The organism is Paenibacillus sp. VTT E-133291 (assembly GCF_002264395.1).
In the GTDB taxonomy this organism is placed as follows: Bacteria; Bacillota; Bacilli; order Paenibacillales; family Paenibacillaceae; genus Paenibacillus_AQ; species Paenibacillus_AQ nitricinens.
The window spans coordinates 23,961-37,539 of sequence record NZ_NFVA01000067.1 but is presented as its reverse complement, the minus strand read 5'-3'; the positions used below and the strand labels follow the sequence as shown (position 1 = coordinate 37,539).

14 protein-coding genes are annotated in these 13,579 nt (G+C 46.2%); all 14 read right to left on the bottom strand.

The window, feature by feature from the left end; all coding sequences use genetic code 11:
• Positions 1–115: 115 nt before the first annotated feature.
• Positions 116–1,837 (bottom strand): phospho-sugar mutase, encoded by a 1,722-nt coding sequence (locus tag CA598_RS22690; RefSeq protein WP_094877962.1) that lies wholly within the window; start codon positions 1,835–1,837, stop codon positions 116–118.
• 46 nt (positions 1,838–1,883) lie between these two features.
• A complete protein-coding gene (gene fabZ / locus CA598_RS22685; protein WP_042192447.1) occupies positions 1,884–2,306 on the bottom strand; it encodes a 3-hydroxyacyl-ACP dehydratase FabZ in 423 nt (140 codons plus the stop codon).
• Between the two features lie 257 nt (positions 2,307–2,563).
• On the bottom strand, positions 2,564–2,800 hold the full coding sequence (locus tag CA598_RS22680; RefSeq protein WP_094871153.1) for a DNA-directed RNA polymerase subunit beta: 237 nt from the start codon (positions 2,798–2,800) through the stop codon (positions 2,564–2,566).
• 10 nt (positions 2,801–2,810) lie between these two features.
• Entirely contained in the window at positions 2,811–3,632 is an 822-nt protein-coding gene (locus CA598_RS22675) for a flagellar hook-basal body protein (RefSeq protein WP_094871151.1), read from the bottom strand.
• 52 nt (positions 3,633–3,684) lie between these two features.
• Positions 3,685–4,563, bottom strand: a complete 879-nt coding sequence (locus CA598_RS22670) for a flagellar hook-basal body protein (RefSeq protein WP_094871149.1) — start codon at positions 4,561–4,563, stop codon at positions 3,685–3,687.
• Between the two features lie 47 nt (positions 4,564–4,610).
• Positions 4,611–5,609: a rod shape-determining protein gene (gene mreB / locus CA598_RS22665; protein WP_094871147.1), complete on the bottom strand. Its 999-nt coding sequence runs from the start codon at positions 5,607–5,609 to the stop codon at positions 4,611–4,613.
• A gap of 128 nt (positions 5,610–5,737) precedes the next feature.
• Positions 5,738–6,025 carry a sporulation transcriptional regulator SpoIIID gene (spoIIID, locus tag CA598_RS22660; protein WP_019915029.1) on the bottom strand — a complete coding sequence of 96 codons (288 nt, stop codon included), beginning with the start codon at positions 6,023–6,025 and terminating at the stop codon, positions 5,738–5,740.
• Positions 6,026–6,298: 273 nt separating this feature from the next.
• Positions 6,299–7,039 carry a M23 family metallopeptidase gene (locus CA598_RS22655; RefSeq protein ID WP_094871146.1) on the bottom strand — a complete coding sequence of 247 codons (741 nt, stop codon included), beginning with the start codon at positions 7,037–7,039 and terminating at the stop codon, positions 6,299–6,301.
• 61 nt (positions 7,040–7,100) lie between these two features.
• Positions 7,101–8,252: a stage II sporulation protein D gene (gene spoIID, locus CA598_RS22650; RefSeq protein WP_094877961.1), complete on the bottom strand. Its 1,152-nt coding sequence runs from the start codon at positions 8,250–8,252 to the stop codon at positions 7,101–7,103.
• Positions 8,253–8,576: 324 nt separating this feature from the next.
• Positions 8,577–9,953 (bottom strand): UDP-N-acetylglucosamine 1-carboxyvinyltransferase, encoded by a 1,377-nt coding sequence (gene murA, locus CA598_RS22645; protein WP_094871177.1) that lies wholly within the window; start codon positions 9,951–9,953, stop codon positions 8,577–8,579.
• Positions 9,954–10,153: 200 nt separating this feature from the next.
• Positions 10,154–10,411: a DUF1146 family protein gene (locus tag CA598_RS22640; RefSeq protein WP_094871142.1), complete on the bottom strand. Its 258-nt coding sequence runs from the start codon at positions 10,409–10,411 to the stop codon at positions 10,154–10,156.
• Between the two features lie 196 nt (positions 10,412–10,607).
• A complete protein-coding gene (locus CA598_RS22635; RefSeq protein ID WP_042131365.1) occupies positions 10,608–11,024 on the bottom strand; it encodes a F0F1 ATP synthase subunit epsilon in 417 nt (138 codons plus the stop codon).
• 103 nt (positions 11,025–11,127) lie between these two features.
• Positions 11,128–12,528, bottom strand: coding sequence for a F0F1 ATP synthase subunit beta (atpD, locus tag CA598_RS22630; RefSeq protein ID WP_042192466.1), 1,401 nt, complete (start codon positions 12,526–12,528; stop codon positions 11,128–11,130).
• Positions 12,529–12,663: 135 nt separating this feature from the next.
• Positions 12,664–13,533 (bottom strand): ATP synthase F1 subunit gamma, encoded by an 870-nt coding sequence (gene atpG / locus CA598_RS22625; RefSeq protein ID WP_094871140.1) that lies wholly within the window; start codon positions 13,531–13,533, stop codon positions 12,664–12,666.
• Between the last annotated feature and the right edge of the window lie 46 nt (positions 13,534–13,579).

Below are 13,579 nucleotides of genomic sequence, written 5' to 3'. Positions count from 1 at the left end.
GACGGTAAGCGTTTATGCGAGAAATATAAGATATAAAGTATGGCGTGAAACTTTTACTTTCTTATATTTTTAAAAATATAATTTCAAAATATAGAATGCGATCTATATTCTTATTTTATTGTTCCCCGTCAACGCGGGCCATAACCAGCTTGGATAGTGTAGCTACCTTGTCTTTAGCATTCTGCAAGGATTCACCCACAACCGCAAAATAAACTTTAATCTTTGGCTCGGTACCTGAAGGACGCAGGCAGAACCACGAACCGTCAGCCAGCAAATACTTTAGTACATTTTCCTTCGGCAGACCATTCAAGCCTAGCGAATAATCCAGCACCTCCGTAACGGCAGATCCCGCAATTTCTTGTGGTGCATTTGTACGCCAATCATTCATGATGCCTTGAATTTGCGCAACGCCATCCTTACCTTTCAATGTACGAGACTCCAGGCTTTCCAAGAAGTACCCGAACTGCTCATACAATTCCTGAAGGACATCATATAATGTTTTGCCTTGAGCTTTGTAATAAGCACCTGCTTCAGCGATCAACATAGCCGCAAGAACGGCGTCCTTATCACGGGCATAGTTACCTGCAAGATAACCATAGCTTTCTTCATAACCGAAAAGATATGTGTAATCTCCGGATTGTTCGAATTGAGTCATTTTTTCACCAATATATTTGAAGCCTGTTAGCGTATTAAATACAGTTGCACCATAATGAGAGGCTACAGCAGCCCCCATCTCGCTCGTCACGATAGTCTTCACAACTGCACCATTGCTAGGCAACTTACCTTGTTCCTGTAAACGGCTCAAATAATAATGAATCATCAAAGCTCCAGATTGGTTGCCCGACAAAACAACAAATTTACCTTCATTGTCACGAACCACTGCCCCCATACGGTCTGCATCGGGATCTGTGCCAATTAAGAGGTCTGCATTCAACTCTTCGCCCAGCTTCATAGCCAGTGTAAAGGCTTCGCGTTCTTCCGGGTTCGGTGATTTCACAGTGGAAAATTCGGAATCTGGTTGTTCTTGCTCAGGCACAACATGCACCTGTGTGAAACCAATTTTCTCAAGCACTTGGCGGACTGGCAGGTTACCAGTACCATGTAGCGGGGTGTATACGATTTTGAAGTCTTTTCCAAGCGTAGAGGCGATCTCTTCACTTGCAAGACTAACCGCAGCGACCGTATCGGTAAACGCTTCGTCATCCTTCTCACCCAGCCAGTGCAGCAGGCCTTGACGCTCTGCTTCTTCTTGGGAAATCCGTTTCACACCATCAAAAGTGTCAACCCCTAATATGTAAGAAATGACCTTTTCGGCTTCGTCAGGGACAAGCTGTCCACCTTCAGAATTATAAACCTTATACCCGTTATATTCAGGCGGATTATGACTTGCAGTAATGACAATACCGCCCGTTGCCTTCAAATGCCGCACGCTGAACGATAATTGTGGTGTTGAGCGCAGAGAAGTGAATAAATGAGCCTCAATGCCATTAGCAGCCAGTACAAGAGCAGCCTCAAGTGTGAATTCAGGCGAGAAACGACGAGAGTCATGAGCGATAACAACAGAAGGTCTTCCCTCTCCAGTATGCGTCTCCAGAATATATTTAGCGAAACCTTGCGTAGCTCTACCTACCGTATAACGGTTGATACGATTACTACCCGCACCAATTACACCACGTAGACCACCTGTACCGAATTCTAGATCTCTATAAAATCGTTCCTCTAGCTCCTGTGGCTCGTTCTCCAGCGCGCGCAGCTCCGCCTTCGTAGATTCATCAACGGAGGCGTTCTCCAGCCAGCGTGATAAGGTTTCTGCCGCTTTCGGGCTTAATTGAGTCATTTAGAATCTCTCCTTCTCCATGTATAATAAATAATTCAAAGTAATATTAGCTCAGAGCAAACATAATTTCCCCAGAGGCAACAACTTTCCCCTCAACCGACGCAGTAGCCTGTCCTTTTCCAATACTGCCCTTAAGGCGAGTAATCTCTACTTCAAGAGTGAGGGTGTCTCCCGGTACGACTTGACCACGGAAACGGAATCCATCAAGCCCGGCTAAAAAGCCAATCCGACCGCGATTCGCTTCCACCCCCAGAATAGCAACTGCACCCACTTGTGCAAGAGCTTCTGTAATCAGTACGCCCGGCATTACCGGATAACCCGGAAAATGACCTGCGAAGAAAGGCTCGTTGATCGTTACATTTTTAATGCCGACTGCTCGTTTACCCATTTCGATCTCAGTGATTTTGTCCACCAGCAGAAATGGAGGCCGATGGGGGATGATTTCTTGAATTTGATTGATATCCAGCATTATAAATAAAACTCCTTTCGGATGTTACTTCATATTATTCTTCGCCGAAATGCATAAATTTAGGCAGCTTCGGTAAAAACTATATTATCCTTCACCACCTGCAGAAGTGGAGGTTGAGATAAGGGGCTTTCTCCACCAGATGCGATAGCATGGCGGAGAGGGCCCTTTTTGCTGCCCGCGGCCCCCCACCATTATACATTTATCCGTATAAAAAAGAAAACTCCCTTAAGCAAGAAGGGAGTCGTTATCCTTTTAAATTATGGAGCAAAAACCAAATCATAGACATGTCTCCATGTGCTCCATTGTAGAACATCGCTAAACTCTTTTTTGCCAAGGACAACGTAACCGACGACCAGCCCGCCTCCAAGTGCAACTACGAGAAGCAAAGGAATAAGAATCCACTGGATAAGTGTCCATTTTGATAATCCTCGCCGCTTCGGCTCTTTCTTGTCTTCTGGTTTGTCTTCCGACTTCACCTTTTTCTGACGTTCCATTCCTTCACCTCTACCCGCGCATGTTATTGGCCAGACCTAGCATCTGATCACTGGAAGAAAGCGCCCGAGCTGCGAGTTGATACGTACGTTGAATCTGCATCATTTCTGTCATTTCTGTGGTCATATCGACATTTGACTGCTCCAGCCACCCTGAGCGTACTCCAATTCCAGACGCCTCACCCGCCGCTCTTTGTACAAAAGCCTGCTGTGCTGTAACTCCATCGGCAAGCATATAGAAATTCCCGTCCACTGCCTTTAAAGCATTCTGTGTCTTAGGTTCTACAATCATTATAGTACCTGCTACCCGAACAGGTCCATTCTCTGACTGTTTCGTTAATACACGACCGGATTCATCAATAGCTGCATTCACGCCCACAGGGACCGTTAAAGGATTACCTGTTGTATTCAGTACCGGATTCCCCGTATTATCTACAAGAACCATCTTCGTTGCATCGGTAGTGTCAGGCGTAAAGTGAAAGTCACCTTGTCTTGTATAAGCTGTAGTTCCATTGACCTGAACGCCAAACAGCCCATTACCCTGAAGTGCCAAATCGGTTGGATTACCCGTTTCTTTAAGGGGGCCTTCTTCCCAATTAGTCGTAATCGAAGGCACATATGTCCCAAATCCAATATTAAAGCCTAAGGGTGTAGCGCGACCCGGCTGATCATAGTCATCCGATTGCTGCTGCACACGAGTAAGCACATCCTCAAAGGAGCCCTTCTTGCTCTTATAACCATTTGTATCCATATTGGCTAGGTTATCCGCTATAATATCAAGCCGCTGCTGAAGGCTGGACATGGAGACTGCTGCACTAATCGTTGAGTTATTCATAGATCAAACCTCCTATAAGCTTTACCTGTAAAGCTCATTTCATAAGCAGTGCCTATACCCTGCCAATTTCAGTTACAGCCTTCTGCAAGCTGCTATCATAGTATTGAACGATCTTTTGGTTCGCTTCATAAGCCCTATATGCGGCATTCAAATCTACAGTTACCTGAGTAGGGTCAACATTGGAGCCCTCTAAATATCCTTGACGCACCTGTAAGTTATCAGTTGCATTGGAGTAACGAATGTCCGCTGCCGCTATATCATCAGCATGAAACACACCCTTACCATCACGCACAAGCTCCTGCGGCTTTGTAACTACACTCACACCAATTTTGGTCCCTGTCGGAAGTCCTGTTTCTGGATTTAATACATTGCCCTGCCCGTCCACTTTAAGGGTGTCCTGATTTCCTGTCAAGACGAGAGGTTTGCCAGTGGAATCAAGAACCTTGAAGCCTCCACTGCTCAACACTTCTCCCGTAGCTGCATTTACTGAGAAGCTTCCATTTCGGGTAAATAGGTTATTGCCATCAGTATCCTGCACAGTAAAGAAAGCCTGCGGACGGTAAATAACCTCACCCTCAGGACTTACATATTTCCCTGAACCATCAAAAGCTATATTCTGACCCGTCACAGGGTCGGCGACTTGCAAATCCGTAGATAAAGCAAAATCCATAGATTTGCCGCTCTCCCTTAAATCACCCTGTAAATATTGGGAAATCGACTGTTCTGCAAAAACCCCTGTATTAAGGCGCCCAACCGGTGTAGTGGTGCCATTACTCATAGCTGAGATCAAGACATCCGGAAAAGCATGATTAACACTATCAACCTGCTTATATCCCGTTGTATTTAAGTTAGCGATGTTCTGTGTTGCCGTATCGTGTCTACGTTGCTGCGCAACCATACCTGCGGCGGCCGTATATAATCCTCTTATCATGAAGGTAGTCTCCTTCCGAATCTAATGCTACCATTTATATCGGCTGCTTAGAACTTTTTCTTTACGACCTTGTCCAAATTGTCCAGCATAATTCCTGTTCCTTTTACCACACAGTGCATAGGGTCTTCCGCTACCCAGACAGGTACATGTAATTCTTCTGAGAGTAGCTCGTCCAATCCGTTAAGCAAAGCACCTCCACCAGTGAGAACCACACCCCGGTCAATGATGTCCGCAGACAATTCTGGTGGTGTACGCTCCAGTACCGATTTAGCTGCAGCCACAATGGATGAAACCGGATCCCATAATGCTTCCTTTACCTCTCCCGCCGTAATAGTGAGCGTCTGGGGAAGTCCGCTTACCATGTCCCGGCCACGAATGTCCATTTCGGATTTCATCAAACCAGGTCGAACCGTACCAATAGTAACCTTAATATCCTCTGCTGTCCGTTCACCGATCAACAATTTATACTTTTGTTTAATATATCTTAAAATGGCATCATCGAACTTGTCTCCAGCGACTTTAATCGAAGAAGCGGTAACGACGTCGCCCATTGAAAGTACGGCTACATCCGTCGTTCCGCCACCGATATCGACGACCATGTTTCCACTTGGCTGATAAATGTCCATTCCCGCTCCAATCGCAGCGGCCTTTGGCTCCTCTTCCATAAATACTTCCTTAGCCCCGCTACGTTCTGCCGCTTCCCGAATGGACTTTTGTTCCACAGATGTAATATTTGTAGGGGCGCATATCAGAATGCGAGGCCGTGAATACCAGGTACGACCGCCAACACGGTCAATAAAATACTTCAGCATCATTTCCGTGACTTCAAAATCTGCAATGACACCATCCCGTAAAGGACGGATCGTTGTTATATTTCCGGGTGTACGTCCAACCATGCGACGTGCCTGTTCTCCCACCGCAAGGACTCTCTTCGTATCACTTTCAAGTGTGACCACGGAAGGTTCATCCAGAACGACTCCCCTTCCCTTAACATGTATGAGCACATTGGCCGTGCCGAGGTCGATTCCGATATCCTTGCTAAACATAATGAAAGAGCCCCCAAAGTGTTATTTTAATTGAAAAACAGCAGTTAGTACTAAATTTAAAAATAACATACTTTAGGGGAACTACACAATGTTTTAAAGCTTAATATTTCCTTAAATTTCCGAAAATCTCATGGCTTTGATGCTACAGCAACCTCACGTTTTTTCCCCGTCGTTTTTTTATATTTAATTTTTGTGGCTTCTCCCCCCCGAAGATGTCGGATGGATTTGTGATATTCAAGAATGTGCTTCACCTGATCGGCCAGATCAGGGTTGATCTCTGGCAGACGCTCCGTCAAGTCTTTGTGCACCGTGCTCTTTGAAACGCCAAATTCCTTGGCTATGGTCCGGACCGTATGCCTGGTTTCCACGATGCAGCGTCCGATTTTGATCGTACGTTCCTTGATGTAATCGTGCACGCTCCCGCCTCCCAACTGTGGATAGTTTGGTACATTATATGAGGGGCGGGCTTATATATTCGCGCTTTCAAGACATGACAAGCCTCCGAGGGCTCATTTTATTTAATGGACAACCCAAGAAGCCTTGTTATTCGCATGACGGAACGTCGTTAGTCCTTTAAAGACATAAACCGTTTCTCATAGAAAAATAAGGCTCTTTATAAGCATACTGCTTACGAAGAGCCTTATTTACACACAAAAACAGGGGGCGAAGGCCCCCTGTTATAAATTTTCTTATCGTCCTGGCAGTAACTCTGATGGATTAACTACTTTGCCATCCTTGTACACTTCAAAGTGTACATGATTGCCAAGATCCTTCTCGATTTCACTACGACCTGCGGTTGCAAGCGTATCTCCTTGCTTCACAACATCGCCTTGTTTCACTTTTGTGTCACCAAGACTTTGGTACACGGTCTTCATGTTACCTTGATGGGTAATCTCAATGACCTTACCTAACACTGCAACATCTTCCACTCTAGTAACTTCACCGCTAAGCGCTGCTTTAACGTCGAACGTATTGTTGTCTTCACGGGCAAGATCGATACCGACATTAGGAATAAATTTGTCGTTATACTGCACCATTGCGGCAACGTGATTGTCCTCTGTACCATTTTCATCATAATACGGTTTGACTACTTCTACTTCACCTGGATTGGCTACTGGCCAAACCAGGCTTTCCGCTGAAGCAAGAACTTCAAGGGCATCTGGATTACTGTTTGCAGTACCAGCTTCATTGGTCGAAGCTCCTACTTGCTGTGATGTGGCGGCGGTGTCCTGTTTAAGCGGTTTTTGGCCGGCATCCTGATAGACCCACACCAAAGTTAGTATAATTGCCGCTGCCGCCGTGTAGACTGCTGGGAACACCCAACGTTTAGATAACATCTTGCTCCATGAAGAAGGTTTAGCACCTAAATCTCCCTGCGATTTTTTGAGAGATTCATCATGGTTTGTTTTGTTTTTGTCTTGTTCATTCATATGGTTATCACCTCAGTAACCAGTGTTACCGGGCTTCTATCTTTTATACGTATCTTTCAAGTTATTTTTTCAGAAGAGTTGAGATTTGCGTAAAAGAGATACCACTGTAATAGTGTTTGAGAATTTGAGTAGCCGTTCCGCCTTCCTTCGCCATCCCATTTGCTCCCCACTGGCTCATTCCCACACCATGCCCATTTCCGAAAGTAGTTATATAGATTTTGTTCCCTTTTCGCCCCCAACTAAATTGGCTGGAACGTAACCCTAGCTTCTCTCGCACTTCTCTTCCAGTAAAAACAGTACCTCCAATAGAGATTTGCTTAACCCTATGTCCAGTGGTGAGAGACAAGACTTCTACCGGCAATTCAGAGGAAGTAGAGATATTCTTTGTCATGCCTGATTGAGTAGTACCTTTTGATGCAGGGATTACTCTGTCGTTTAATCCAAGTCTAGTAAGTATTTCCGAGATGGTGAATGTAGATGTCACCGCATAGTTCGGGGTAATCTCTTTCTCCCAAGGACTAGTTACACTGCGCAGATAGGGGATCGCTGCATTCCAGTATTCTTCCGAGTTCTCGGTATATCCTCCACTGGAGGCGAAAAAGGAGGCCGTAATCGGCTGCCCTTTATAGGTCATAATGACACCGCGCGTCTCAAGAACCGCGCGCTGAAGCTTTGCGAGGTCGGCGCTTCTTCCGCCGAGCTTCCACTTCCGTTCCAGCGTATCCTTAGATACGTAAGCCTGATGGCTTACCGTATCTGTTACATCCGCCCCCGGAACGGGGACGCCGCTTCTGTCGCCAGCCAGCAGGCGGCGAAGGATAAAGGTGCGGGCCGCTACGGCCTGCGCTTTGAGCGCTTCAAGCTCAAAGCTGGCCGGCATCTCGGCCGCAAGCACGCCGCTGACGTATTCCTCCAGCGGCAACGTCTCTATTTGTCCGCTACGCGACAAATAGACAGAGACCTTCGGCTGCGGCGCTTCCTGCGCAGCTGCCTCCGGCCCCGCTGGTGCGGCTGGTGAGGCCGTTACCACCGGCAAAGCCGGAGGCGCCGGTTGTCCCCGGTGTAGCGGGACAATCACCAGTGGAATCAGCAGCGCCGCCAGAATAGGCGCTGCGAGCCAGGCGACGGGACCGAGGCGCCTGAGCCGGGAAGCAAGGGGACGCGAGTGCCAGCGCGTTGACTTGTTACGTCGCAAGTAGCGGAAATCTTTCATCTCTATGGCTCCTTCCGTGAGTCACTGTTGATTCTTATAGATATGAATTTACAGCAACTACTAGAACAATATTTGAGAGAAAGAGAGTCCCCTTCTCGTATCTATCACTATGCCCCGCGTTAAACAAAAAAAATCCCCATTAGATGAGGATTCAAATTTACTTTCTAATAATACAAGCAAAAACGCCTTCGGTGTCCCTATAAGGACGGTAAGCGTTTATGCGAGAAATATAAGGATAGTTTATAGCGTAGAACATATAAACTCTTATATTTTAAAAAAGAACAGGCCGCATCACTGCAGCCTATTCTCATCTAATGACTGATATTATACCCAAGTTGCTTGAACCTGAAAGCGAGGTTTAACCTCTTCGCTTTTGCTTGATTCGCTCTTGGCTACTTCTGGTTTAAGAGTTTCATCTTTCACTGTTTGCACGGCTGTGTCTTCCATGGAGATGCGCCAAATTTCCGCACCTAGTCCGGACAGCTTCTCAGCCAAATGTACGTATCCGCGGTCAATATGATGAGTTCCGCTTACCTCAGTAGTGCCTTCAGCAACAAGACCTGCCAAAATAAGCGCAGCTCCCGCACGTAAATCCGTAGCACAAACTTTAGCTCCGACCAATTGCGCATTACCTGTAACGATTGCTGAGCGACCTTCAATCTTAATCTCAGCATTCATGTTGTGGAATTCATCCACATGCATGAACCGGTTCTCGAATACAGTCTCTGTAACGACACTAGTGCCTTCAGAGCGCAGCAATAATGCCATCATTTGTGACTGCATATCCGTTGGAAAGCCTGGATACGGCAAAGTCTTCAAATCAACAGCTTTAAGTGGCTTGTCACTAATGACACGAACTCCATTTTCATCAGGAATAATGGTCACACCCATCTCTTCCATCTTAGCAATAACAGGTCCCAAGTGATCCGCGATTGCGCCTTCCACATATACGTCCCCACCTGTAATTGCTGCGGCAGCCATATAGGTACCAGCTTCAATACGGTCAGGAATCACATGATGTTTAACACCATGCAGACGTTCTACGCCTTCAATACGGATAACACCTGTACCCGCACCGCGAACGATTCCGCCCATACCATTCAAATAATTGGCCAGGTCGACAATTTCAGGCTCCTTAGCCGCATTCTCAATCACGGTCACGCCTTCGGCGAGTGCCGCTGCCATCATTATATTTTCGGTCGCCCCCACGCTAGCTACATCCAAATACACTTTGGCTCCGCGCAGGCGACCGTTACTTTTCGCTTCAATGTAGCCCTGGCCGAGACTAATCTCCGCACCAAGCGCTTCAAATCCTTTCAAATGCTGATCAATCGGTCGTGTGCCAATGGCGCAGCCGCCAGGCAAAGAAATTCTTGTATGACCAAGCCGTGATAACAGAGGGCCCATGACTAGAAAAGATGCCCGCATTTTCCGTACCCATTCATAAGGTGCTTCACAGGAAGTGATGTTTGTAGCATCCACCTGGATAATATCGTTTTGATATGTAACCCCTGCACCCAGAGATTCCAACATTTTTGATATCGTCATTACATCATCAAGCGGAGGTGCGTCCACAATGACGCTTACTCCTTCTTCTGCCAATAGAGAGGCGGCTATGATCGGTAATACGGAATTTTTTGCGCCGCTAACTTTCACGCTCCCGGTCAATCTGTTGCCACCGCGGACGATAAATTTGCTCATTTTCGGTTTCCCTCCGCGTCCATTATTTCTTAAATTATTTTTTAGATTAAAAGTAATTGCAAAAAAATTCGCATACTCCATCGATATGCCCATTCAGCCGGGCATGTTCCTTAAAGTTCAGTGTTGACATAATAAAACCTTATTATTCGACACTTTTTGACCATTGCGACCTATGACACTTATAACCAAACTACATATTCCTAAAACATATAGCGGATCATCCCACTCCAGCTAAGGTAATCCAGAAAGAATCCTGCAACAAAATGACCAAGTACAATAGCCAGAAGCAAGTGCAGCAGCCTTCCTTGAGGACTCTTGGGATATCTTATGACCAAATCCAGCTTAAGGTTCTGCAATGCCCACCAAGATAATACAACACTGAGCAAAGAAACAATCATTGAGATCATGCTGCTGGTCCCAGCGGCACTAGACCATCCATTGGACAATATATCCCCCATGTTAACCCTCCGTGTTCGTATTACTCGGAAATCGACTCTTATATCATACTTGCGTAGGGCAAAAGAATCCAGTACTTTTACAAATTTTTAAACAATTCAATGCCATTATCCAAAAAAATGAAGAAATCTTAACCTTTACTACATAGATTACTATAACAAAAAAAGCAGTCAAGCTTAGAGCTTGACCGCTTATATCCTACTGTTGTCCTTTACCAGTGGACACTTTAATCCGTGTAACAGCGCGTTGCAGCGCCAACTCCGCACGGCGGTGATCGATATCATCTTGTTTGCTACGAGTCTGGAGACGGCGCTGAGCGCGTTCTCTAGCAGCTTCGGCACGTTCAACATCAATATCCGTTGGCAGCTCGGCACTTTCGGCCAGCACTGTTACTTTATCCTTATGCACTTCAACGAAACCGCCATGAACGGCGATGGAGATCGTAACACCGTCCGATTTGACGGATAACGGAGCAACCTGAAGTGGAGTCACAAGCGGAATGTGTCCCGGCAAAATACCCAACTCGCCTTCGACTCCCCGTACTGTCAAGCTATTCACTTGTTTCGAATAGACGAGATGCTCCGGCGTGACAATTTCCAACAAAAAGGTGTTCACTTCCATTCCTCCTTAAAGCTTTACGAAGTAAAGCTCTCATCGAAAGCATTCACTAAGCTTTACGAAGTAAAGCTCGCTTCGAAAGCATTCACTAAGCTCAGTGTTACATCGATTTCGCTTTTTCAACCGCTTCTTCGATTGTACCCACAAAAAGGAACGCTGCTTCTGGAAGATCATCATGCTTACCGTCCAGGATTTCCTTAAAGCTACGTACAGTTTCTTTGATTGGCACGTATTTACCCTTGAAGCCGGTAAACTGTTCAGCTACGTGGAAAGGCTGTGACAGGAACCGTTCAACTTTACGGGCACGGGCTACGATAACCTTATCATCCTCACTCAATTCATCCATACCCAAGATGGCGATGATGTCTTGAAGTTCGGTATAACGTTGCAGCAATTGTTTAACACCTTGTGCCACATTGTAATGCTCTTCACCAACAATTTCCGGAGCTAGCAGACGCGAGCTGGAAGCCAGTGGATCAACCGCTGGGAAAATCCCCTTCTCGGAAATCTTACGCTCAAGGTTAGTTGTTGCATCCAAGTGAGCAAATGCCGTTGCCGGAGCAGGGTCAGTGTAGTCATCCGCTGGTACGTAAATTGCTTGAATGGAAGTAACGGAGCCTTTTTTGGTAGAAGTGATACGCTCTTGCAACTGACCCATTTCAGTAGCCAGGGTTGGTTGATAACCTACTGCGGAAGGCATACGTCCGAGAAGAGCGGATACTTCGGAACCCGCTTGGGTAAAGCGGAATATATTATCGATAAAGAGCAGCGTATCGCGGCCTTCTACATCACGGAAATATTCCGCCATAGTAAGACCAGTCAAAGCTACGCGCAGACGCGCGCCTGGGGGCTCATTCATTTGTCCGAACACCATTGCTGTTTTCTTAATAACGCCGGAGTCCGTCATTTCGTGATAAAGGTCATTACCTTCACGAGTACGTTCACCCACACCTGCGAATACGGAAATACCACCGTGTTCTTGGGCAATGTTATTAATCAATTCTTGAATTGTTACGGTTTTACCTACACCGGCACCGCCGAACAGACCAACTTTACCGCCCTTAGCATAAGGTGCAAGTAAGTCGATAACTTTAATACCCGTTTCCAGAATTTCGGCTTGTGTTGACAATTCATCAAATGTCGGAGCCAAACGGTGAATCGGGTTCTTAATTTCAGCAACAACTTCACCAGCGTTATCAATTGGATTTCCAAGTACGTTAAATACCCGGCCTAATGTCGCTTCCCCTACAGGTACCGAAATAGGTCCACCTTGGTCAATCGCATCCAGTCCACGAACCAGACCATCTGTAGAAGACATCGCGATACAACGTACCAAATTGTCTCCCAAGTGGTTGGAGACCTCAAGCGTTAGGTTAATCTGGCGACCATTGTCCAAGACGGTTTCAATTTTGATAGCGTTGAAAATCTCGGGCAACTGGCCGCGTTCAAATTCAATATCGACAACCGGACCCATAATGCTTACAACGCGTCCTTTGTTCATCTTCATTTCCCTCCTCGAAAGCTATTACATCAAGAAGAAACAACGTTGTCACCTTAAATGATGACAACCGTTTCTCGTAGAAATATAAGTGTTTTGTATAGTGTAGAACCTATACTTTCTTATATTTTAAGATTTTTAAGACTGAGCGTTCGCTCCGGCCACGATCTCGGTAATTTCCTGCGTAATTGCCGCCTGACGGGCACGGTTGTACGTAAGGGTAAGTTCTCCGATCATTTTCGACGCGTTCTTTGTTGCACTGCCCATCGCTGTCATTTTCGCACCCAGCTCACTGGCCTTGCCATCCAGAATTGCGCTATAAATCAAAGTTTCGGCGTATTTCGGAAGTAGCACTTCGAGCACGCCTTCTGGTGAAGGTTCATATTCGTAATTTGCAGACGCTTCATGATGCTCATGATTTCCTACGCCTTCCATAGGCAACAGTCGATCAACGGTTGGGATCTGGGTAATCGCATTGACGAATTGGTTGTAACAAACGTACAACTCGTCATACGTACCATCTACAAACTGTTGTACTGCCGAATTAGCGATAGACTTAATATCAGCAAACTTCGGCGCATCCGATAGCTCAGTAACTTCCTGTACAATCGGATATTCACGGCGGCGTAAGAAGTCACGGCCTTTACGACCGATAACGAACAAGGCGTATTCATCTTTGGATTTATGTCGCTCCGCGATGAGCATCGTCACCTTACGTAAAATATTAGCATTGTACCCTCCCGCAAGCCCTCTATCAGAGGTCACGATAAGATAACCAGTTTTTTTCACAGGGCGACTGACCAACATGGGATGCTGGACGCCTTCTGTACCAGCAGCAATGCTCGATACAACCTCTTTCAGCTTCTCAGCATAAGGACGGGCGGCAATAGCCTTCTCCTGAGCTTTTCTCAGCTTGGAGGCGGCTACCATTTCCATCGCTTTTGTGATCTGTCTTGTGTTTTGAACACTCTTAATTTGACGTTTAATATCACGCATGCTTCTTGCCATGATTTCACCACCTTAAAGCTTTGACGAAGTCAAAGCTAACTTCGTA